The following is a 21,828-nucleotide window of genomic DNA, read 5'->3' on the forward strand; positions in this document are numbered from 1 at the left end:
TTAGCCAAGTTCATTGGGATCGAGCGCGCCCGGGATATTTTTAATCTCTTCCCAGCGCTCGCCTTGCAGGCGGTAGCCTGTTGCCGGACCGGCATAATCGTTCACGTCATTCACGGCCGAGAGCACCTGGCCTTCGCCGACGATGATGGCGGAGGTGTGCAGGTAGTCGCCGGTGAGCTTGGCTTTCTGAATATTGAGCATGTCCTGGGCGACATCGGGGAAGCCGCCTTTCGCCAGGGCTTTCACCACCTCCAGGCCGTTGCGGTTCTTGTTGATGATCTCCTGGGCAAACTTGATGTCCTCAACGATGTTGCGCTCAGGCATATCTTTTGAACCGTGGGCGTAAGTGGCGGCCTCCACCTCTTCATCCGTAATTGGCGGCAAACCCATGCCGGCAAATACCGCTTGCAGCGCGCGGGCGGCTTTATTACGAATGGCAATCACGTCCTCTTCACGCACCGGCCGCAGGCCGCCATCGACCTTCAGATCGCGCTGGATCACGTTGTAGTCGTCGAAGTCTTCGGCATCTTCGTTGGAACCGGCGAACATGTTGTCGTAGTTCGGCACCGCCGAGTAACCGGAGGAGATAAAGTCGGTGCCTGGCAGGAACTGCATCAGCAGGCGCGCGGTACGCCGCATATCCGAGTGGGTAAAGGTTTGATCGTTACTTGAGGCGCACTCCAGATCCAGCGCTGAGCAAATCAGGTTTTCCGCCAGTACGGCGCGGATACCCGACGGTACGGCGGACGGCACGCCGATACAGCTGACGGAGCCATTCTGCAGGCCTTGCACCCCGGCGGCTTTGGTGATGTAGATGCAGCGCGCTTCGAGATACAGCATCGATTTGCCTTCGGCATAACCCATCTGCACTTCAGAGCCGGAGCCGGAGGTAAAGCGCATTTTCAGGCCGCGCGAGGCGTAGGAGGAGGCGAGGAAGCCTTTCGACCATGGGGTGTCATCGCCATCGGTAAACACCGGTTCCGTACCGTAGACCGAAATGGTTTCGGCATAGCAGGTATGGCCCAGCATGCCCAGTTTCAGCTCGGTGGCTTCTTCCAGGGAACACTGGGTGAGGACGCCGGGGCGGCCCACCTGTGAACCGACCAGCAGGGCGATGGCGTTGAACGGCGCGTAGCGCGCCACGGCGACGGTGGTCTCCTGCTCGTCAAAGCCGCGCCATGCGCCTTCAGCGGCGTCGGCGGCAATCTGTACCGGATTATCTTTGATATTAGTGACATGCGCCTGCTGGGACGGCGTGCGGCGGGCGCGCATTTTTTGCATCGCCATCATCATCTCGACCACGTTCATATGCGACACCACTTCGACGATTTTCGCCGGGGTCATCGCGGTAGTGAGCGGCACGATGTCGCTGCGTTTAACGTTCGGGTCGCAGAGCATGTTGGCGAGCTTAACCGAATCCATGGCCATCACTTCTTCGGCCCGGGCGAGATTAATGCCGTAGCGCGCGATAAAGTGGTCAATCAGGTCGAACTGCTCAACCGGTTTGCCGTCGAGTTCGGTCACCGCGCCGTTGACGATGCGGATAGAGGGTTTGGGATCGTTAGGGCTTTCCATCGCGATAAAGCCCTCTTCGATCCACTCCTTAACGAAACCATCCTGATTCACAGGGCGTTTCGCCAGTGCTTCAAATCTTTTCGATCTCATGAATCAGCCTCGCGGGTATTAAATGTAGGAGGGGCGATCGTTTTTCGGTTCGGCGCCCAGCGTCCCCAGTACGGTTTTGCCGATCTCCCGGGCGGAGATCACCGCCTGGCGCACCGCGCCGGAGTCGCCGGAAATCACCAGGATGGCTTCGTTGCTGAAGCTGGTGCCGTGGGCCGGTGAGCTGTAAGCCACCACGTCGACGTTGGCTGATTTCAGCGCGGTATCGGCCATCAGCACGCCAACGGACGCCGGCGCGCCGACGATAATCCCGCAGGCGCGGCCCAGCGGAGCGCCGAAGGCTTTTTCCAGGGCGTAGCTGGCGCGCGCGGTATACTGCAGCTCGATATGACCCGCCTCGTTGCCGTAGACATCGCCGAAAGTACGGTCCAGCTCTTTCAGCGCGACCTCAATCCCGCGTTTGACGTCGGAAACATCGTTCCCGCCCAGCACAATCAGCGAGCCATGGCCGGCGCCGCCTTTGGTGTCGCGAGGAAGCTCAATGCTGACCACTTCGGTGTTGGTGGCTTTGACCGCTTCATCGGCGGCCATAATGTGCGGCCCGGCGCCGGTGCGCGCACCGAGGATGCCGATAGAGCGATAGCGTTTTTCAAGCTTCATGGCTTCCAGCAATGCGGCATCCACGTTGGCGATGACCAGCCCGAGGGTGTCGCCAATGGCGGTCCCGACAAATTCCGTTAAGCTGCAGCTTTTCTCTGCCATAGCCGTTTCTCCTGTGGGATGGGGGGTATCGGGAAGCGCCTGCTGCTCTGGCGTCGCCACACGGGCTATGACTTGCGCCATGATCTGTTCAACCAGCTCATTGCTGCTCACTGGCTATTCCCCTTCGGTAAGATTTTTTCAACATCGGTATGGGGGCGGGGAATGACGTGTACGGCTTTCACCTCGCCCACGTGGCGGGCTGCGGCGGCACCGGCGTCGGTGGCGGCTTTTACGGCTCCCACGTCGCCACGCACGATGACGGTCACCAGGCCTGAACCGATCCTTTCATAGCCAACTAATAAAACATTGGCCGACTTAACCATTGCGTCAGCGGCCTCTATGGCTGCGGTTAAGCCTTTGGTTTCTACCATTCCTAATGCTTCTTGTTGCATAAAGACCTCGCAGGGTATGTTCCAGTGAGGGAACTATATGGCGGGGCGGCGAAAAAGAATGGCTGAGTTGATGGTGTAGAACGAAAAAATAGTGGTTTTTATATAATAATAAATAGTCATGATTTATTTTATATTGTTGTTTTTATTGGTTTTTATTTTACTTATTAATGTGATTATCTTGCGGGTGCTGTTCCGTATTTACATTTTTGGGCGTGATTTTTTAAATTGTTTTTGCTATGCGATATTTTGCGTGGTGTGATATTTGTTGGAAAATAAGCACTGCGCTTTTGCAATTTTTTATTATTGAGTTGGAAATAAAAATATCCCCTGAACGCCCGCCATTGCTGCATGGATTCGCGAGCAAATAGCAATAAATTGCTCTTCTTCAGCGACTTTACGCCGCCCGTTTTCCGCAGGATGCCAACACTTTGCTGCCGCCGGTTTCTATAGTGGGCCTCGCCGTACCCAACGAGCCAGCGGATGGTTGGCTGGCCTGGACACGAACTACGTCAAGAGGTGTCACAATGAATGGTTCTTTACGCGCGCAATGTATCGCCGAGTTTTTAGGCACCGGGCTATTTCTGTTTTTTGGTATCTGCTGCCTGAGCGCTCTGAAGCTGGCTGGCGCCAGCCTGGGGCTGTGGGAGATCTGTATTATCTGGGGACTGGGTATTTCTCTGGCGGTGTACCTGACGGCCGGCATTTCGGGGGGGCATCTGAACCCCGCCGTCACCGTCGCCCTGTGGCTGTTTGCCTGCTTCCCGGGCAGAAAAGTGTTGCCCTATATCGTGGCCCAGGTCGCCGGCGCGTTTGGCGGCGCCGTGTTGGCCTGGATACTTTACAGCACCCTGTTTACGCAATTTGAAACGGTACATCATATGGTGCGTGGCAGCCTGGAAAGCCTGCAGCTGGCCAGTATCTTCAGTACCTACCCGGCGCCTGAGCTCAGCATCTGGCATGCGGCGCTGGTGGAGGTGGTGATCACCTCGATGTTGATGGGGATGATCATGGCGCTCACCGATGATGGCAATGGCGTACCCAAGGGCCCGCTGGCGCCGCTGTTGATTGGCATTCTGGTAGCGGTGATCGGCGCCTCGACCGGGCCGCTTACCGGTTTTGCGATGAACCCGGCGCGCGATTTTGGCCCGAAACTATTTGCCTGGCTCGCCGGGTGGGGCGACATCGCGATGACTGGCGGAAGGGATATTCCCTATTTTATCGTGCCCATCATCGCGCCATTGCTGGGCGCCTGCCTCGGCGCCGCAATTTATCGTTTTCTCATCGCTAATAATCTTCCCTGTCATACCTGCGTTGAGGAGAAAAATACGCGTTAGCATCCAGTGAAAAATGTATTACTGAAATAGCAAAACTATTTCATGAACCGATATCACGAACCGCTCAAAAAGTCTCCCCGGGTTGGGAGACTTTTGTTATTGTCAATGCACTTTTTTATCGTCGACGGGATCTGATGCTAAAAAAGGGAAATATGAATAATATGTTTTATTTATAACAAAAAATTAACTGAGGGGTTTTATCATGATTTCTGCGAGTACCCTGAACTCAGAACTCATCAATAAAATCGCACAGGATTTTGCGCAAGCCACCAGTCTGGCGGTTGTGGTCGTCAATATTCACGGTGATGAGATTTCTGAACTGTTTAATTTCACGCCGTTTTGCCAACTCATGCGTCAGCACCCGGAGCACAGCGGACGCTGTCGCATGAGCGACCGCTGCGGCGGGCTGGAAGCCTCGAAAAATGACCAGCTGTGTATCTACCGCTGTCACGCGGGGTTAACCGATTTTTCCATCCCGCTGGTGATCGCCGGCCACCTCGTTGGCTTCGTGCTGTGCGGCCAGGTGCGTCTGAGCAATGATATTGAACTGGTTGATATTCTGAACGTGGATGACCGCTGGCAGGACGATCCGGCGCTGGTCCAGGCGTTTCGCGATGTGCCTGAGATGGACTATTCGCGGGTTATCGCTTCGGCGGATCTGCTGAAGCTGATCGTCGAGAATTGCCTGAAAAAACAGCTCAACTTTGTGGTTATCAAAGATAACCCGCCGCAGAACGACCCGGCGCAGGCCTGCCGGGCGGCCTCGCCGCACGATGGCAAAATGAAGAAGGCGCTGCGCTATATCGACGCGCATCTCTCCGATGAGCTGCGTCTGGAGGACGTGGCGGCGCACGTCTATCTCAGCCCGTACTACTTCAGCAAACTGTTTAAAAAGTATCAGGGGATCGGCTTTAACGCCTGGGTCAATCAGCAGCGGATGGCGAGCGCAAAAGAGCTGCTATGCCACAGCGACTGGAGCATTGCCAGCATCGCGCGGAATTTAGGTTTTTCGCAAACCAGCTATTTTTGCAAAGTGTTTCGCCAGACCTATCAGGTAACGCCGCAGGCATTTCGTCAGCAAATTAATGCCGGATCACAAACTGAGTCTTTTTAAATGACAATATTTTGCTATTGCCGATTTTTGATATCCCGGAGTATCTTCATCATTATAAAATGAAAAAAACGACAGTAGAGCAATAAATTGTCATAGCGCAACAAAATAGTGATATTCGAGGGATAAACTACACCAGTTTTTATTTTTGTGATGGGATAGAGTGTCCGTTAATACGAGACTGATGAATATCACAACACCGCTTCACCTCGCTGACGTCATTTTGCAGGCGATGAGGCGGTAAAAGTAAGCTTGAAACATTAACCGCGGATGCATGGCGCATCGGCGAATACAACCGACAGGTTCGACACCAGTTTGGTGTCAGGGAAGGGGGTGTAAATCCCCCGCAGCCCCCGCTGCTGTGATGCTGACGACCCCGCAAAAACCACTGATCGAAAGATTGGGAAGGGCGGGCGAGAACGAGGCTAAGCCAGAAGACCTGCCTGCCGGTAACTGACCAACAACTTCGGTGGGAAGTGGGTGGCTTAGCGGTGCGTGGTCGCAGGACCAGGCATGCGCGCAGCTATACCCCGACCACCTGAACAGGACAGGGTATGGCAACCAGGCGTGCGTTTATTCTTGCGGGTACCGACAGCGGTTGTGGCAAAACCACCGTTACGCTTGGCCTGCTCAGCTTGCTCCAACAGCGCGGTTTGCGGGTGCAACCGTGTAAAGTGGGGCCAGACTACCTGGACACCGCCTGGCACACCGCCATCAGCGGCGTCGCCTCCCGCAATCTCGACAGCTTTATGCTTCCCGCCCCGATACTCAACGCGCTGTTTGCCGAACAACTGCAGCAGGCCGACATCGCGGTTATCGAAGGGGTGATGGGCCTGTATGACGGCTACGGCATCGACCCCAACTACTGCAGCAGCGCGGCGATGGCTAAACAGCTTGGCTGCCCGGTGATTTTGCTGGTGGATGGCAAAGCGGTGTCGACTTCCATCGCCGCCACGGTGATGGGCTTTCAACACTTTGATCCGGCCCTCAACATCGCTGGCGTTATCGTCAATCGGGTTAACAGCGACGCGCACTTCCAGCTGCTGAAAAGCGCCATTGAGCGCTACTGTCAGGTGCCAGTGCTCGGCTATGTGCCGCGCGTGGAAGGCGTGGCGCTGCCCGAACGGCATCTGGGGCTGGTGACCGCCCGCGAGTCGGTGGTCAATCAGCAGGCATGGCGGGATTTTGCCAGCCTGCTGGGGCGCACCCTCGACATAGACCGGCTACTGGCCCTCAGCGAACTGGCCGCCATGCCGGCCGGCGAGTGGGGGGAACAGCTTGCCGCCGACGCCGGCGAAGGACTGACGCTGGCCCTCGCCGACGATGAGGCCTTCAATTTTTATTACCCCGATAACCTGGCGCTGCTGGCGCGCTGCGGCGTGAAGATGGTGCGCTTTAGCCCGCTGCGCGATCGCCAGCTGCCGGCCTGCCAGATGATCTGGCTCGGCGGCGGCTACCCGGAGCTGCATGCGGCCGGGCTGTCCGCCAACCATGAGATGCTGGCGCAGCTTCGCGCGGCGCACCGGCGCGGGGTGGCGATCTACGCCGAGTGCGGCGGCCTGATGTATCTGGGCACGACCCTGGAAGTCACCGGCGGCGAGCGCTACGCCATGGCGGATATTATTCCTGGACACAGCCGAATGGGGACGCGTCTGACCCGGTTCGGCTACTGCGAAGCGCAGGCGCAGCAGCAGACGCTGCTGGCCGCTCCTGGCGAGTGGCTGCGCGGCCATGAATTTCATTACTCCGATTTTTCGCCCGCCACCCCTGCCGTACTGGCCTGCCGTAAACAGCGAGACGGTAAGACGCTCCAGCAGTGGCCGGGAGGATGGCAGTCCGGCAGCGCCTTTGCCAGCTATCTCCATGTCCACTTTGCCCAGCGCCCCACCATGCTCAACCACTGGCTGCGAGCGGCAAGGAGGGCGCAATGACTCTTCTCGCCTGGTGTGTGGCCTGGATACTTGATGTGCTCATTGGCGATCCGCCGCACTGGCCGCATCCGGTGCGCTGGATAGGTCGCCTGATCACCGTCAGCCAGCGTGTGGTGCGGCGCGTCTGCCATAGCGACCGGGCGCTGCGCATCGGCGGCGGGGTAATGTGGCTGGTGGTGACCGGCCTGACATGGGGCGTGGCCTGGGGCGCACTGGCGCTGGCGCACGGGCTCCATCCCTGGCTGGGATGGCTGGTGGAGGTGTGGATGATCTTCACCGTGCTGGCGGGACGCTGTCTGGCACAGTCGGCGATGGCGGTGGCCCGGCCGCTGCAGGCCGGGGATCTCGCCGAAAGCCGGCATAAGCTCTCCTGGATTGTCGGGCGCGACACCTCTCAGCTCCAGCCAGCGCAGATCAACCGTGCGGTGGTGGAGACCGTGGCGGAAAACACGGTGGATGGCATTATCGCGCCGCTCTTTTTCCTGCTGCTGGGCGGCGCGCCGCTGGCCATGGCCTATAAAGCGGTCAACACCCTCGATTCCATGGTCGGCTATAAACACGAAAAATACCGGGCGATCGGCATGGTCAGCGCCCGTCTTGATGATGTAGCCAACTTCCTTCCCGCCCGGCTGAGCTGGCTGCTGCTCAGCCTTGCCGCAGTGCTATGCCGGGAAGATGGCGCCCGGGCGCTGCGTACGGGCTGGCGCGATCGTTATCAGCACAGCAGTCCTAACTGCGCCTGGCCGGAAGCGACCGTCGCCGGCGCGCTGGGGATCCGCCTTGGCGGCCCGAACGATTACTTCGGCCAGCGCGTTGAAAAGCCCTGGATAGGCGACGCCGTCCGCGACATCGCGGTGGACGATATTTCCCGAACCATTCGATTAATGTGGGTGGCGTCAAGCCTGGCGCTGGCGCTATTTATCGGCGTGCGCTACTGGCTGGTCGGCGCGGCCTGAGGAGAACCTGATGCAGTACATCCAACAACCGCAGGCGATCGAGGCGAAAAGCTTCGACATCATCAGCGAGATCATCGCCGAAACGCGACCGGACTACCGTTTCGCCAGCCCGCTGCACGAGGCGATTATCAAGCGGGTGATCCACACCACCGCTGACTTCGACTGGCTGGATATTCTGTGGTTTTCTCCGGATGCCCTGATCGCGCTGAGCGAGGCGTTGAGCCGGCCCTGCACGCTGTATACCGATACCACCATGGCGTTGTCCGGGATCAACAAAAACCTGCTGGCCCGCTTTGGCGGCGAATGCCGCTGCTATATCAGCGACCCACGGGTGGTGCGCGAGGCGCAAAGCCGGGGGATGACCCGCTCGATGGCGGCGGTGGATATTGCGGTGCAGGAGCCCGGGGAGAAAGTGTTCGTCTTCGGCAATGCGCCAACCGCGCTGTTTCGCCTGCTGGAACATCGCGAGACGGCCATCGGCGGCGTGGTGGGGGTGCCGGTCGGGTTCGTCGGCGCGGCGGAGTCGAAAGCGGCGCTCAGCGAGAGCGGCCTGCCGGCCATCGCCGCGCTCGGCCGCAAGGGGGGAAGCAACGTGGCGGCAGCGATTGTGAACGCTCTGCTTTACCACCTGCGGGAGGCGCAATGAGCGATCAGACCTTTGACGCCCCGGTATGGCATCACGGCAAAGCGCTGCGCAAGGGCTACACCACCGGCTCCTGCGCCACGGCGGCGGCAAAAGTGGCGGCGCTGATGGTGATGCGCCAGCATCTGATCCACCAGGTCTCGATCGTCACCCCCTCCGGCGTCACCCTGTGCCTGAACGTTGAGTCCCCGCACGTCGAAGGGCAGCAGGCGGTCGCCGCGATCCGTAAAGACGGCGGCGATGATGTCGATGCCACCCACGGCATGCTGATTTTTGCCCGGGTGATCCTCAATGACAGCGGAGAGATTAGCCTGTTGGGCGGCGAGGGCATCGGCACGGTGACCCGCAAAGGGATCGGCCTGCCGACAGGCAGCCCGGCGATAAACCGTACTCCGCGGCACACCATCGAGACCGCCGTGCGCGAAGCGATTGGCCCTTCCCGCGGCGCGCAGGTGGAAATCTTTGCTCCGGAAGGCGTACTTCGCGCGCAAAAAACCTATAACGCGCGGCTGGGGATCCTCGGCGGGATCTCGATTATCGGCACCACCGGGATCGTCACCCCGATGTCGGAAGAGAGCTGGAAGCGCTCGCTCTCCCTCGAGCTGGAGATAAAACGCGCCGCCGGGCTGGATCGCGTAGTGCTGGTGCCGGGCAACCACGGTGAGCGCTTTGTCCGCGAACAGATGGGCATCGACCCGCAGATAGTCGTCACCATGAGCAACTTCGTCGGCTACATGATTGAAGAGGCGGTCCGGCTTGGTTTCCGCCAGATTGTGCTCATCGGCCACCCCGGCAAACTGATCAAAATCGCCGCCGGGATCTTTCATACCCACAGCCATATCGCCGATGCGCGGATGGAAACCCTCGTCGCTCATCTGGCGCTGCTTGGCGCGCCGCTGCCGTTGCTGACGCTGGTCAGCGAGTGCGACACCACCGAAGCGGCAATGGAGCATATCGACGCCTGGGGATACCAGCGCCTCTATAACCATCTGGCTGAGCGAATCTGCCAGCGTGTTCTTGAGATGCTGCGCTTCACTCAGCACCCGCCCACCTGCGACGCGGTTCTGTTTTCTTTTGATAACCAGGTTCTGGGCAGCAGCCGTCCGCTGGAGGCGATTGCCCGGGAGCTGGCATGTTGACGGTCGTGGGGATGGGCCCGGCGGGGCTGCAGTGGCTGACCCCGGCCGCGCGCGAGGCGATCGCCGCCGCCGAGGCGCTGGTGGGCGGCAGCCGCCATCTCCGGCAGTTTCCCGCCTTCGCCGGCGAGCGCTTTGCGCTGGGGGCTGATATTCCGGCACTGCTGGCGTGGATCGAGGCCCGCGCCGGGCGCCACGTCGTGGTGCTGGCCTCCGGCGATCCGCTGTTCTATGGCATTGGCACCCGGCTGATTGCCCACTTTGGCCGGGAACGGGTGCAGGTGATCCCCGGCATCAGCGCGGTGCAGTACCTCTGCGCCCGGGCGGGCATCGACATGAACGACATGTGGCTGACCAGCAGCCATGGCCGGGCGGTGAGCTTCGATGCGCTGGCCGCCCACCGGAAAGTCGCCATGGTGACCGACGGCCGCTGTGGTCCGCGGGAGATTGCCGCCCAGCTGACGGCCCGCGGCAAAGGCCACCGCTGGATGGTGATCGGCGAAAATCTGGCGATGGAAAACGAGCGGATCCACTGGCTGCCGGTCAGCGCCGTGGAGGACGAATATGAGATGAATGCGGTGGTGATCCTCGATGAAAGATGAGCTGTTTTTGCGCGGCGCCCAGGTGCCGATGACCAAAGAGGCCGTGCGCGCACTGGCGCTGGCGAAGCTGGAGCTGCACCGGGCGCGCCACCTGATTGATATCGGCGCGGGCACCGGCAGCGTCAGCATTGAGGCCGCCCTGCAGAACCCGGCGCTACGGGTGACGGCGATTGAGCGTCAGGCCGACGCGCTGCGCCTGCTGGCGGAGAACCGGCAGCGCTTTGGCTGCGACAACATCGCTATCGTGGCGGGCGTTGCGCCGCTGGCGGTCGCCGACAAAGCCGACGCGATCTTTATGGGGGGCAGCGGCGGCCACCTGACGGCGCTGATCGACTGGTCGCTGGCGCAGCTGCATCCCGGCGGCCGGCTGGTGATGACTTTTATTTTGCAGGAAAACCTTCATAGCGCCCTGGGGCACCTGCAGCAGTGCGGCATCCACGAGGTGGACTGCCAGCAGCTGGCGGTCTCCACTCTGGCCACGCTGGGCAGCGGCCACTATTTCAAACCCCATAATCCCGTTTTTGTCATCGCCTGTCAGAAGGAAGAAAACCATGGCTGAGACTTTTGATCCCCATTGCGTGTGGTTCGTCGGCGCCGGTCCTGGCGATCGCGAACTGATTACTCTCAAAGGCTACCGTCTGCTGCAGCAGGCGCAGGTGGTGATCTACGCCGGGTCGCTGATCAACACCGAGCTGCTGGCCTACTGTCCGCCACAGGCGGAGTGCCACGACAGCGCCGCGCTGCATCTGGAGCAGATCCTCGACCTGATGGAGGCGGGGGTGAAGGCGGGAAAAACGGTGGTGCGTCTGCAGACGGGCGATGTTTCGCTGTACGGCTCGGTGCGCGAGCAGGGCGAAGAGTTGACCCGCCGCGGGATCCGCTGGCAGGTGGTGCCGGGCGTCAGCGCTTTCCTCGGCGCGGCGGCCGAGCTGGGGGTGGAGTACACGGTGCCTGAGGTATCGCAAAGTCTGATTATTACCCGTCTGGAAGGGCGCACGCCGGTTCCTGCGCGCGAACAGCTGGAGGCCTTTGCCAGCCATCAAACTTCGATGGCGATTTACCTGTCGGTGCAACGTATTCACCGGGTGGCGGAGCGGCTGGTGGAGGGCGGCTACCCCGCGACCACCCCGGTCGCGGTGATCTACAAGGCCACCTGGCCGGAAAGCCAGACCGTCCGCGGTACCCTCGCGGACATCGGCGACAAAGTACGCGACGCCGGGATCCGCAAAACGGCGCTGATCCTGGTCGGTCCCTTCCTCGGCGATGAGTATCACTACTCAAAACTGTACGCAGCGGATTTTAGCCATGAATACCGTAAAGCCTGAATCCATTGCCCTGTTTTGCCTGACGCCCGGCGGCGTGCGGCTGGCAAAACGGCTGGCGGCCATGCTGCCGCTCACCTGCTACACCAGCGAAGCGCTGCAGGAAGAGGGGTTTATCCCCTTCAACGGCGGCTTTGCCAGCGCAGCCCGCGAGGCATTCAGCAGTTTCTCGGCGCTGATTTTTATCGGCGCCACCGGGATTGCCGTGCGGGTGCTGGCCCCGCTGGTGAATGACAAGTTCAGCGACCCGGCGGTGGTGGTGATTGATGAGCGCGCCCGGCACGTCATCAGCCTGCTCTCCGGCCATGCCGGGGGGGCGAATGCGCTGACCCGCTATCTGGCCGGGATGCTCGACGCCGACCCGGTGATCACCACCGCCACCGATGTCAACGAGCTGGCCGCCCTTGACACGCTGGCCTTCCAGCTGAACGCCCGGATGACCGATTTTCGCGCGGCGGTGAAAACCGTCAACCAGATGCTGGTGAGCGGTATGCGGGTGGGGCTGTGGTGCGACGCTGAATTTACCGAGGCGCTAAGCCGGTGCGACCAACGCGGCTTTATCCCGGTAAGCGACCTGGCGCGCTTGCCGGCGCTCGACGCGCTGATCTGCGTCACCCTGCGCCGGTCGCTGCCGCCGCTGCCGGTACCTCACTGGAAGCTGGTGCCCCAGCGGGTGGTGGCGGGGATCGGCTGTCGGCGCGACACCCCCTGTTCCTTGCTCTGTACGCTGCTGGATCGCCAGCTTGCCGCTCAGCGTCTTGACCCGCTGGCGCTGAAAGCGATCGGCAGCGTGAGCCTGAAGGCAAACGAGCCGGGGTTGCGCCAGTTGGCTCACCGCTGCCGGGTGCCGTTCGAAACCTTCAGCGCCGAGGCGCTGCGCGAGCACGAGCACCGCTTTCCGGCCTCGTCTTTTGTCCGGGAGACGGTCGGCGTCGGCAGCGTCTCCGGTCCGGTGGCCTGGCTGCTGAGTCAGGGAAACCTGTCCGGCGAAACCCTGCGCGAGCAGGGCGTGACCATTACTTTGGGAGTAACACACTGATGTTAAGCGTAATCGGAATTGGCCCTGGCTCGCAGGCAATGATGACCATGGAAGCCGTGGAGGCCCTGCAGGCGGCAGAGATTGTGGTGGGCTACAAGACCTACACCCACCTGGTAAAAGCCTTTACCGGTGACAAGCAGGTGATCAAAACCGGCATGTGCAAAGAGATTGAACGCTGCCAGGCCGCCATTGAGCTGGCGCAGGCCGGGAACAACGTTGCGCTGATCAGCAGCGGCGACGCCGGCATCTACGGCATGGCGGGGCTGGTGCTGGAGCTGGTCAATAAGCAGCAGCTGGACATTGAGGTCCGTCTGATCCCAGGGATGACGGCGAGTATCGCCGCCGCCTCGCTGCTCGGCGCGCCGCTGATGCATGATTTCTGCCATATCAGCCTCAGCGATCTGCTGACGCCGTGGCCGGTGATTGAAAAACGCATTGTCGCCGCAGGGGAAGCAGACTTCGTTATCTGTTTTTACAACCCCCGCAGCCGCGGCCGCGAAGGGCATCTGGCGCGCGCCTTTGCGTTGCTGGCGGCCAGCAAAAGCCCGGACACGCCGGTCGGCGTAGTCAAATCCGCCGGGCGCAAAAAGCAGGAGAAATGGCTGACCACCCTCGGAGAGATGGATTTTGCCCCGGTGGATATGACCAGTCTGGTCATCGTCGGCAACAAAGCGACTTACATCGACAACGGTCTGATGATCACCCCGCGAGGCTACGCGCTGTGAACCACGGCGACGTGCTGGTTATCGGGGGCACCAGCGATGCGCGGGCGATCTGCCAGCAGCTGGACGCCGCCGGCGTGCGCTACACCCTGTCGGTGGCGACCCCCACCGGCGAGCGGCTGGCCGGCGATATCCGCGGGCGGATACGCTGCGGGCGCATGGAGTGGCAGCAGATGGCGGAGTGGCTCAGGGCGCAGCGCACCCGCTGGGTGATTGACGCCTCTCACCCCTACGCCGAAGTGGTCAGCCAGAATATTGTGCGCGCCTGCGCCAGCGTCGGGGTCCTGCTCAGCCGCTATCAAAGGCCGGAGCAGCTGAGCGATCTGCGCCATCCGCTACTTCACGTGGTCGGCGATCTGAACGAGGCCTGCGCGCTGGCCCGTCGCCTCGGGGAGCGGATCCTGCTGACCACCGGCAGCAAAGATCTGGCGGCCTGGCGGGCGGGACTGGCGGAGAAAACGTTGCTCGCCCGGGTGCTGCCGGTGCCGGAGGTGGTTCAGGACTGTAGCGATCTGGGGTTTGGCGTCGGGGAAATCTTTGCCCTCTGCGGGCCGTTCAGCGCCGAATTTAACGCCGCCTTTTATCGCCAGTGCCGGGCTGATGTTGTGGTCACGAAAGCCTCGGGCGCGGAAGGGGGCTATCAGGAAAAAGTACAACCCTGTCTTGATGCGGGGATCCCCTGCATCGTCATTACCCGCCCGGCGCCGCTGGTGAAGGGCGATGAATTACTGGAAAGCCAGGCCGATTTCGCTACGCGGCTGACGCGCTGGCTGTCGGCGACTTGAGGAACAGGATATGAAAAAAGCACTTCTGGTGGTGAGCTTCGGCACCAGCTATCACGACACCCGCGAGAAGAACATTACCGCCTGCGAGCGCGATCTTGCCGCCAGCTGTCCGGATCGCACGCTGTTCCGCGCCTTCACCTCGGGGATGATTATTCGCAAACTGCGGCAGCGCGACGGTATCCATATCGATACCCCGCTGCAGGCCCTGCAAAAGCTGGCTGAGCAGGGGTACCAGGATGTGGCGATCCAGTCCCTGCACATTATCAACGGCGACGAGTACGAGAAGATCGTTCGCGAAGTGCAGAGCCTGCGCCCGCGCTTTCAGCGCCTGACGCTGGGCGTGCCGCTGCTGAGCGGTCATGGCGATTATGTTCAGCTGATGCAGGCCCTGCGCCAGCAGATGCCGCCGCTGGCGGCGACGGAGCGAGTGGTGTTTATGGGGCACGGCGCCAGCCACCACGCCTTCGCGGCCTACGCTTGTCTGGATCATATGATGGCGGTGCAGGGTTTTCCGGCGCGGGTGGGGGCGGTGGAAAGCTATCCCGAAGTGGACATCGTCATTAACGAACTCTCCCGCCAGGGCGTGACCGGCGTGCATCTGATGCCCCTGATGCTGGTGGCCGGCGATCATGCCATTAATGATATGGCCTCCGACGAAGACGATTCGTGGAAAACCCGCTTCAATGCCGCCGGCATCCCCGCCACGCCGTGGCTGAACGGGTTAGGGGAAAATCCGGCGGTGCGGGCGATGTTTGTCGCCCATCTGCAGCAGGCGCTGAATAACGCGATGGAGAAAGCAGCATGAGCGGCAAACTCTACGCCCTGAGCACCGGGCCGGGGGCGGCCGATCTGATCACCGTGCGTGCGGCGCGGATCCTCGGCCAGCTGGATGTGCTGTATGCGCCAGCCGGCCGCAAAGGCGGCGACAGCCTCGCGCTCTCCATCGTGCGCGAGTACCTTGGCGCACACACGGAGGTCCGCTGCTGCCATTTTCCGATGAGCGCCGACAGCGCGGAAAAAGAGGCGGTGTGGAACGACGTTGCCGCGGCGCTGGCCCAGGAGGTGGCGGCGGGCAGGCAGGTCGGATTTATCACCCTCGGCGACGCCATGTTGTTCAGCACCTGGGTCTTTCTGCTGCAGCGGATTGGCTGCCCGGACTGGCTGGAGATTGTCCCTGGCGTTACCTCCTTCGCCGCCATTGCCGCGCGGGCGAAAACCCCGCTGGCTATGGAGCAGCAGTCGCTGGCGGTGATCTCCTGTACCGCGCCGGAAGCGGACATTGCCGCGGCGCTGCGCCAGCATGACAGTCTGGTGCTGATGAAAGTCTACGGCCGCTTCGCCCGCATTAAGGCGTTGCTGGCGCAGGCGGGGCTGCTGGATGCGGCGCTGATGATGTCAGAGGCCACCCTGCCGGGCGAGCAGTGCTGGCGCCGTCTGCGCGAGGTCAGCGATGACCAGCCGCTGCCCTATTTCTCGACCATCCTGGTTAACAAACAGTGGGAGGAGGCGTAATGAATCAGGTGAAATCGCTGAAGCAGCTTTCGTACGGGGGGCTGGCAGCGGCTGTTCTGCTGATCATCGTCCCGCAGGAGGCGTTCGCCATGCATATCATGGAGGGTTTTTTACCGCCGATGTGGGCGCTGGCGTGGTGGCTGCTGTTTTTACCCTGCCTGTGGTACGGCCTGGTGCGCCTGCGGCGTATCGTCCAGGAGGAGAGCAATCAGAAGGTGCTGCTGGCCCTCTGCGGGGCGTTTATTTTTGTTCTTTCGGCGCTGAAGATCCCGTCGGTGACCGGCAGTTGCTCGCACCCGACCGGCGTTGGTCTGGCGGTGATCCTCTTCGGGCCGGGTGTGGTGGCGGTGCTGGGGGCGATCGTTCTGCTGTTCCAGGCGCTGCTGCTGGCGCATGGCGGCCTGACCACTCTTGGCGCCAACGGGATGTCGATGGCGGTAATCGGCCCGATGGTCGGCTATCTGGTGTGGAAGCTGGCCTGCCGGGCGGGGATCCGTCGCGATGTCGGGGTCTTTCTCTGCGCCATGCTGGCGGATCTGATGACCTACTTTGTCACCTCCGTCCAGCTCGGGGTGGCCTTTCCCGATCCGGCCACCGGGGCAGGTGGATCGATCCTGAAGTTTATGGGGATCTTCTGCCTGACGCAGATCCCGATCGCCATCGCGGAAGGATTGCTAACTGTGATGATCTACGATCAGCTGACCAAACGGCGGCTGATCGTCGCGGAGGGACATTAATATGAAAAAGACCCTGATCCTGTTGGCGATGGTGGTCACCCTGATGATCCTGCCCTTTTTTATTAACCACGGCGGTGAGTTTGGCGGCTCGGACGGTGAAGCGGAGAGCCAGATCCAGGTGGTGGCGCCGGATTATCAACCCTGGTTCCAGCCGCTGTACGAACCGGCGAGCGGCGAGATTGAGAGCCTGCTGTTTACCCTGCAGGGCTCGCTGGGCGCGGCGGTGATTTTTTACATTCTCGGCTATGCGAGGGGCAGGCAGCGCCGTGATGACCGGGTTTGACCGACTCAGCTACCAGAGCCGCTGGTTGCACGTGGCGCCAGAGCGTAAGTTTCTGCTCTGGCTGCTGCTGATGGTGCTGGCCTTTACGCTGCCGGCGTGGGGCCAGGCGCTGACGCTGGCGCTGACCGCCGCGCTGACCTGCTGGCTGCTGCGGGTCTCATTCTGGCGCTGGTGCCGCTGGATGGCGCTACCCTTTGGCTTTTTGCTGGTCGGCGTGCTGACCATTCTGTTCAGCATCAGCCGCGACCCGCAGATGCTGTTAGCGAGCTTTCGGCTGGGCGCTTTCTCGATAGGGATTTCCGCCCAGGGGCTGGCCGTGGCCGGGGAGACCTTCTGGCGCAGCCTGGCGGCGATGGCGGCCACGCTCTGGCTGGTGCTTAATCTGCCTTTCCCACAGCTGATTATCTTGCTCAAGCGCGGTCGCGTACCGCGACTGTTGACGGAGCAGATCCTGCTGACCTGGCGCTTCATTTTTATTCTGTTAGACGAGGCGATGGCGATTCACCGCGCGCAAACCCTACGTTTTGGCTATGGTAGCGTGCCGCAGGGCTATCGCTCGCTGGCGATGCTGGTGGGACTGCTGTTCACTCGCGTCCTCCTGCGCTATCAGCAGATGAGCACCGCGCTGGATATCAAATTGTACCAGGGTGATTTTCACCTCTAAGGATAAGTATGCTTGCCACAACCGATCTCTGGTTTCGCTATCAGGATGAGCCGGTACTTAAAGGGCTGACGCTGGATTTTTCCCGCCATGCGGTGACCGGCCTGGTGGGGGCCAACGGCTGCGGAAAGTCGACGCTGTTTATGAACCTGAGCGGCCTGCTGCGCCCGCAGCAGGGGGCGGTGCTGTGGCAGGGAGAGGCGCTGAATTACAGCAAGCGCGGTCTGCTGGCGCTGCGCCAGCAGGTGGCGACGGTGTTTCAGGATCCGGATCAGCAGATCTTCTATACCGATATCGACAGCGATATCGCTTTTAGCCTGCGTAATCTCGGGGTGGCGGAAGAGGAGATCGCCCGCCGGGTGGATGAAGCGTTGACCCTCGTTGATGCTCAGGGGTTTCGCCAGCAGCCGATCCAGTGTCTCAGCCATGGGCAGAAAAAACGGGTGGCGATCGCCGGGGCGCTGGTGCTGCAGGCGCGCTACCTGCTGCTTGACGAGCCCACCGCGGGCCTCGATCCCCGGGGGCGGGCGCAGATGATCGCCATCATCCGGCGCATTGTCGGGCAGGGGCGGCGCGTGGTGATCTCCAGCCACGATATCGATCTGATCTATGAGGTGAGCGACGCCGTTTACGTTCTGCGTCACGGCGAAGTGCTGGCCGCGGGGGATCCCGGCGAGGTATTTGCCTGCGCGGCGATCATGGCCCAGGCGGGATTGACGCAGCCGTGGCTGGTGAAACTTCATAGCGAACTGGGATTGCCGCTGTGTAAAACCGAAGCGGAGTTTTTTCAGCGGATGCACAACAACGCGATAGGCGCGATAAAGGAGGCGTCATGACGCTGGCAGTGATGTTACAGGGCACGGCTTCCGACGTGGGGAAAAGCGTACTGGTGGCGGGACTGTGCCGTATTTTTCATCAGGATGGGCTGCGTACCGCGCCGTTTAAATCACAGAATATGGCGCTGAACTCCGGCATTACGCCGGATGGCAAAGAGATGGGCCGGGCGCAGATTTTCCAGGCCGAAGCGGCAGGGATCGCGCCGGATGTCCGCATGAACCCGATTTTGCTCAAGCCCACCAGCGACCGTCAGGCGCAGGTGGTCCTGATGGGGCAGGTGGCGACCAGCATGGACGCGGTGAGCTATCACCAGTACAAGCCGCGCCTGCGCGAGCAGATCCTCGCGGTCTACCAGAGCCTGGCCGGAGAGTATGAGGCGCTGGTGCTGGAAGGGGCCGGCAGTCCGGCGGAGATTAACCTGCGCGACCGCGATATCGTCAATATGGGCATGGCCGAGATGGCGCAATGTCCGGTGATCCTGGTGGCCGATATCGACCGCGGCGGGGTGTTTGCCGCGATTTACGGTACGCTGGCGCTACTGCAGCCTCAGGAGCGGGCGCGGGTGAAAGGGGTGATCATCAATAAATTCCGCGGCGATGTGGCGCTCCTGCGCTCCGGGATAGAGCAGATCGAGGCGTTGACCGGGGTGCCGGTGCTGGGCGTTATGCCGTGGCTTGACGTGGATCTCGAGGATGAGGACGGCGTCGCGCTGCAGGCCGGGAAATACCGTCGCACCGACCGGCGCGACATCGACATCGCCGTGGTTCACCTGCCGCATATCGCCAATTTTACCGACTTTAACGCCCTGGCGGCGCAGCCAGACGTCCGGGTGCGCTATGTCCGCGACCCGCAGGCGCTGGCCGACGCCGACCTGGTCATTCTCCCGGGCAGTAAAAATACCCTCGGCGATCTGTGCTGGCTGCGCGAGAGCGGCATGGCGCATGCAGTCGAGCAGGCCCGGCAGCGCAAGGTGCCGCTGCTAGGGATCTGCGGCGGCTATCAGATGCTGGGCGAAACCATTATCGATGAGGTGGAGTCTGGCCTTGGCACCCAGCCCGGACTGGGGGTGCTGAAGACCGTGACCCACTTCGGCCAGCATAAAACCACCACCCAGGTGCAGGCGACCCTGGGAACTAACCTCCCGGAATGGTTAGCCGACGCGGCAGGTCTGCATGTCAGTGGCTACGAAATTCATATGGGTGAGACGCGCCGCGAGGCCGGCAGCCCGCCGCTGCTGCAGCTGCATAAAGCGGGACAGTCAGTAGAGGACGGGGCGATAAGCGACGACGGCCTGGCGTTCGGCACCTATCTCCATGGCCTGTTCGACAGCGATGCCTTTACCCGGGCGCTGCTCAACGGCCTGCGCCAGCGCAAAGGGCTGGCGCCGCTGGATAGCGCCCTGGAGTATGCCCGCTATAAAACCCGGCAGTTTGATCGGCTGGCGGACGCCATGCGCGAACATATCGCCATCGATAAAATTTACGCCATCATGCGCCAACATCAGGAGCCCCTATGCTGACTCTGGTTACCGGCGGCGCGCGTAGCGGCAAAAGCCGCCATGCCGAGGCGCTGATTGCCGATGCGCCGCAGGGGTTATATATCGCCACCTCGCAAATCTTTGACGACGAGATGGCCGCAAGGATCCAGCACCATCGCGACGGCAGGCCCGCCCACTGGCGCACCGCCGAGCGCTGGCAGCAGCTTGATGAACTGATCACTCCGGATATCGCCCCAGCGGAGGCGATTCTGCTGGAGTGTATCACCACCATGGTCACCAACCTGCTGTTCGCGCTCGGCGGCGACAGCGACCCCGACGGCTGGGATTACGCCGCCATGGAGCGGGCTATTGATGACGAAATGGGCGTGCTGATTGCCGCCTGTCAGCGCTGCCCGGCGCACGTCGTGCTGGTGACCAACGAGGTGGGGATGGGCATTGTGCCGGAGAACCGCCTGGCGCGGCATTTTCGCGATATCGCCGGGCGGGTCAATCAGCGCCTGGCGGCCGCGGCGGATGCGGTCTGGCTGGTGGTCTCCGGCATCGGCGTCAAAATCAAATAACTCAATCGCTGGCTGACCGGGCCAGCCCTGGCAGGGATTCTGTATGGAAAATTTAAACACGGTTCTGCGGGCGATCCCCGCGCCGGACGCTGACGCCATGGCGCGGGCACAACACCATATCGACGGCTTGCTTAAGCCCCCCGGCAGCCTCGGCCGTCTGGAGGCGCTGGCGGTGCAGCTGGCGGGAATGCCCGGCCTGGGCGGCCAGCCGCAGGTGGCGAAAAAGGCGCTGCTGGTGATGTGCGCCGACCATGGGGTGTGGGACGAAGGGGTGGCGATTTCGCCGAAGGCGGTCACCGCCATCCAGGCGGCAAATATGACCCGCGGCACCACCGGCGTCTGCGTGCTCGCCGCCCAGGCCGGGGCGCAAGTGTATGTAATTGATGTCGGTATCGATAGCGAACCGCTCCCCGGGGTGGTGAATATGCGGGTGGCGCGGGGCTGCGGCAATATTGCCCGCGGCCCGGCCATGACCCGTGAGCAGGGGCAGGAATTGCTGCTGGAGGTGATGCGCTACACCCGCGCGCTGGCCCGGGAGGGCGTTACTCTGTTTGGTGTCGGCGAGCTGGGGATGGCCAATACCACGCCGGCGGCGGCGATGGTCAGCGTTCTGACCGGCAGTGATGCGCAGGAGGTGGTTGGGGTTGGCGCCAATCTGCCGTTGGCGAAGGTTGGCAACAAGGTGGAGGTGGTGCGGCGGGCTATCGCCGTCAATCAGCCCGACCCGAATGATGGTCTCGATGTGCTGAGCAAAGTCGGTGGTTTCGATCTGCTGGGGATGGCGGGGGTGATGCTGGGGGCGGCGTCCTGCGGGCTGCCGGTGGTGCTGGATGGCTTTCTTTCCTACGCCGCAGCGCTGGCGGCGTGCCAGATAGCGCCGGAGGTAAAACCGTATCTGATCCCGTCCCACTATTCGGCGGAGAAGGGGGCGCGTATCGCGCTGGCGCATCTGGGCCTCGAACCGTATCTCAATATGGGTATGCGTCTGGGAGAAGGCAGCGGCGCGGCGCTGGCGATGCCGATCGTCGAGGCAGCCTGCGCGATGTACCATCGCATGGGCATGCTGGCGGCAAGCAATATTGTGTTACCGAAGGGGTAAGCAGGAGATGGGAGCGGCAACGGCCGTTCCCGTTTTCGGCAGAGGTTTGCCGGCGGCAGAAACAAAAAAACACCCTTGAGGGTGTTTATGATGTTGGTTGCGGGGGCCGGATTTGAACCGACGACCTTCGGGTTATGAGCCCGACGAGCTACCAGGCTGCTCCACCCCGCGTCACCGTACTGCTTTACTTTGTCAAATTTGATTGGTTGCGGGGGCCGGATTTGAACCGACGACCTTCGGGTTATGAGCCCGACGAGCTACCAGGCTGCTCCACCCCGCGTCA

General features: G+C 61.6%; 24 protein-coding genes, 2 tRNA genes and 1 riboswitch. Of the genes, 21 read left to right on the plus strand and 5 right to left on the minus strand.

Annotated features, from left to right (window positions below):
* Genes pduC through pduA form a run of 3 tightly spaced genes read right to left on the minus strand, consistent with a single transcriptional unit; the run spans window position 1 to window position 2,777 of the window.
* Window positions 1-1,665: a propanediol dehydratase large subunit PduC gene (gene pduC / locus AS136_RS02255; protein WP_002915744.1), complete on the minus strand. Its 1,665-nt coding sequence runs from the start codon at window positions 1,663-1,665 to the stop codon at window positions 1-3.
* Window positions 1,666-1,683: 18 nt separating this feature from the next.
* Window positions 1,684-2,496, minus strand: coding sequence for a propanediol utilization microcompartment protein PduB (gene pduB, locus AS136_RS02260; protein WP_012540676.1), 813 nt, complete (start codon window positions 2,494-2,496; stop codon window positions 1,684-1,686).
* Window positions 2,493-2,777: a propanediol utilization microcompartment protein PduA gene (pduA, locus tag AS136_RS02265; protein WP_002915737.1), complete on the minus strand. Its 285-nt coding sequence runs from the start codon at window positions 2,775-2,777 to the stop codon at window positions 2,493-2,495. Before pduA ends, pduB begins: the two co-directional genes overlap by 4 nt.
* A gap of 524 nt (window positions 2,778-3,301) precedes the next feature.
* Here pduA and pduF point away from each other — a divergent pair.
* The 21 genes from pduF to cobT all read left to right on the plus strand — a co-directional run bounded on the left by pduF (window position 3,302) and on the right by cobT (window position 21,545).
* Entirely contained in the window at window positions 3,302-4,111 is an 810-nt protein-coding gene (gene pduF, locus AS136_RS02270) for a propanediol diffusion facilitator PduF (protein WP_012967303.1), read from the plus strand.
* Window positions 4,112-4,313: 202 nt separating this feature from the next.
* Complete coding sequence (gene pocR, locus AS136_RS02275) at window positions 4,314-5,225, plus strand: transcriptional regulator PocR (RefSeq protein WP_012967304.1); 912 nt, start codon at window positions 4,314-4,316, stop codon at window positions 5,223-5,225.
* A gap of 280 nt (window positions 5,226-5,505) precedes the next feature.
* A riboswitch (cobalamin riboswitch) is annotated at window positions 5,506-5,683 on the plus strand.
* Window positions 5,684-5,776: 93 nt separating this feature from the next.
* Window positions 5,777-7,153, plus strand: a complete 1,377-nt coding sequence (locus AS136_RS02280) for a cobyrinate a,c-diamide synthase (RefSeq protein WP_023323217.1) — start codon at window positions 5,777-5,779, stop codon at window positions 7,151-7,153.
* Window positions 7,150-8,109 carry an adenosylcobinamide-phosphate synthase CbiB gene (gene cbiB / locus AS136_RS02285; protein ID WP_008806296.1) on the plus strand — a complete coding sequence of 320 codons (960 nt, stop codon included), beginning with the start codon at window positions 7,150-7,152 and terminating at the stop codon, window positions 8,107-8,109. The genes AS136_RS02280 and cbiB overlap by 4 nt, the downstream gene beginning before the upstream one ends.
* Before the next feature lie 10 nt (window positions 8,110-8,119).
* Window positions 8,120-8,755 carry a cobalt-precorrin-8 methylmutase gene (locus tag AS136_RS02290; protein ID WP_012540682.1) on the plus strand — a complete coding sequence of 212 codons (636 nt, stop codon included), beginning with the start codon at window positions 8,120-8,122 and terminating at the stop codon, window positions 8,753-8,755.
* Window positions 8,752-9,891 carry a cobalt-precorrin-5B (C(1))-methyltransferase CbiD gene (gene cbiD, locus AS136_RS02295; protein ID WP_023323216.1) on the plus strand — a complete coding sequence of 380 codons (1,140 nt, stop codon included), beginning with the start codon at window positions 8,752-8,754 and terminating at the stop codon, window positions 9,889-9,891. Before AS136_RS02290 ends, cbiD begins: the two co-directional genes overlap by 4 nt.
* Window positions 9,885-10,490 carry a cobalt-precorrin-7 (C(5))-methyltransferase gene (locus AS136_RS02300; RefSeq protein ID WP_023323215.1) on the plus strand — a complete coding sequence of 202 codons (606 nt, stop codon included), beginning with the start codon at window positions 9,885-9,887 and terminating at the stop codon, window positions 10,488-10,490. The genes cbiD and AS136_RS02300 overlap by 7 nt, the downstream gene beginning before the upstream one ends.
* Window positions 10,480-11,049 carry a decarboxylating cobalt-precorrin-6B (C(15))-methyltransferase gene (locus AS136_RS02305; RefSeq protein ID WP_016161750.1) on the plus strand — a complete coding sequence of 190 codons (570 nt, stop codon included), beginning with the start codon at window positions 10,480-10,482 and terminating at the stop codon, window positions 11,047-11,049. Before AS136_RS02300 ends, AS136_RS02305 begins: the two co-directional genes overlap by 11 nt.
* Entirely contained in the window at window positions 11,042-11,815 is a 774-nt protein-coding gene (locus tag AS136_RS02310) for a cobalt-precorrin-4 methyltransferase (protein ID WP_004149602.1), read from the plus strand. Before AS136_RS02305 ends, AS136_RS02310 begins: the two co-directional genes overlap by 8 nt.
* The gene (cbiG, locus tag AS136_RS02315) at window positions 11,796-12,851 is read left to right on the plus strand and encodes a cobalt-precorrin 5A hydrolase (protein ID WP_023298158.1); all 1,056 of its coding nucleotides are present in this window, start codon (window positions 11,796-11,798) and stop codon (window positions 12,849-12,851) included. Before AS136_RS02310 ends, cbiG begins: the two co-directional genes overlap by 20 nt.
* On the plus strand, window positions 12,851-13,576 hold the full coding sequence (locus AS136_RS02320; RefSeq protein ID WP_008806290.1) for a precorrin-3B C(17)-methyltransferase: 726 nt from the start codon (window positions 12,851-12,853) through the stop codon (window positions 13,574-13,576). The genes cbiG and AS136_RS02320 overlap by 1 nt, the downstream gene beginning before the upstream one ends.
* Entirely contained in the window at window positions 13,573-14,358 is a 786-nt protein-coding gene (locus AS136_RS02325; protein ID WP_063266657.1) for a cobalt-precorrin-6A reductase, read from the plus strand. Before AS136_RS02320 ends, AS136_RS02325 begins: the two co-directional genes overlap by 4 nt.
* A gap of 10 nt (window positions 14,359-14,368) precedes the next feature.
* On the plus strand, window positions 14,369-15,163 hold the full coding sequence (cbiK, locus tag AS136_RS02330; protein ID WP_008806288.1) for a sirohydrochlorin cobaltochelatase: 795 nt from the start codon (window positions 14,369-14,371) through the stop codon (window positions 15,161-15,163).
* The gene (locus AS136_RS02335) at window positions 15,160-15,870 is read left to right on the plus strand and encodes a cobalt-factor II C(20)-methyltransferase (RefSeq protein ID WP_012540689.1); all 711 of its coding nucleotides are present in this window, start codon (window positions 15,160-15,162) and stop codon (window positions 15,868-15,870) included. Before cbiK ends, AS136_RS02335 begins: the two co-directional genes overlap by 4 nt.
* On the plus strand, window positions 15,870-16,607 hold the full coding sequence (gene cbiM, locus AS136_RS02340; protein WP_023323213.1) for a cobalt ECF transporter S component CbiM: 738 nt from the start codon (window positions 15,870-15,872) through the stop codon (window positions 16,605-16,607). Before AS136_RS02335 ends, cbiM begins: the two co-directional genes overlap by 1 nt.
* A 1-nt stretch (window position 16,608) precedes the next feature.
* On the plus strand, window positions 16,609-16,890 hold the full coding sequence (locus tag AS136_RS02345; protein WP_023323212.1) for an energy-coupling factor ABC transporter substrate-binding protein: 282 nt from the start codon (window positions 16,609-16,611) through the stop codon (window positions 16,888-16,890).
* Window positions 16,877-17,554 carry an energy-coupling factor ABC transporter transmembrane protein gene (locus AS136_RS02350; RefSeq protein ID WP_023323211.1) on the plus strand — a complete coding sequence of 226 codons (678 nt, stop codon included), beginning with the start codon at window positions 16,877-16,879 and terminating at the stop codon, window positions 17,552-17,554. Before AS136_RS02345 ends, AS136_RS02350 begins: the two co-directional genes overlap by 14 nt.
* Window positions 17,555-17,562: 8 nt before the next feature.
* Window positions 17,563-18,387 (plus strand): energy-coupling factor ABC transporter ATP-binding protein, encoded by an 825-nt coding sequence (locus tag AS136_RS02355; protein ID WP_012540691.1) that lies wholly within the window; start codon window positions 17,563-17,565, stop codon window positions 18,385-18,387.
* Window positions 18,384-19,907: a cobyric acid synthase gene (locus AS136_RS02360; RefSeq protein ID WP_023323210.1), complete on the plus strand. Its 1,524-nt coding sequence runs from the start codon at window positions 18,384-18,386 to the stop codon at window positions 19,905-19,907. Before AS136_RS02355 ends, AS136_RS02360 begins: the two co-directional genes overlap by 4 nt.
* Entirely contained in the window at window positions 19,901-20,446 is a 546-nt protein-coding gene (gene cobU / locus AS136_RS02365) for a bifunctional adenosylcobinamide kinase/adenosylcobinamide-phosphate guanylyltransferase (RefSeq protein ID WP_023323209.1), read from the plus strand. Before AS136_RS02360 ends, cobU begins: the two co-directional genes overlap by 7 nt.
* 43 nt (window positions 20,447-20,489) lie before the next feature.
* Window positions 20,490-21,545: a nicotinate-nucleotide--dimethylbenzimidazole phosphoribosyltransferase gene (gene cobT / locus AS136_RS02370; protein WP_023323208.1), complete on the plus strand. Its 1,056-nt coding sequence runs from the start codon at window positions 20,490-20,492 to the stop codon at window positions 21,543-21,545.
* 94 nt (window positions 21,546-21,639) lie between these two features.
* Here the strand turns inward: cobT and AS136_RS02375 are convergent.
* Window positions 21,640-21,716: transfer RNA gene (locus AS136_RS02375), tRNA-Met, on the minus strand.
* Window positions 21,717-21,748: 32 nt separating this feature from the next.
* Window positions 21,749-21,825: transfer RNA gene (locus AS136_RS02380), tRNA-Met, on the minus strand.
* Window positions 21,826-21,828 lie beyond the last annotated feature (3 nt).

This window comes from Klebsiella sp. D5A (assembly GCF_001620885.1).
Taxonomy (GTDB): Bacteria; Pseudomonadota; Gammaproteobacteria; order Enterobacterales; family Enterobacteriaceae; genus Klebsiella; species Klebsiella variicola.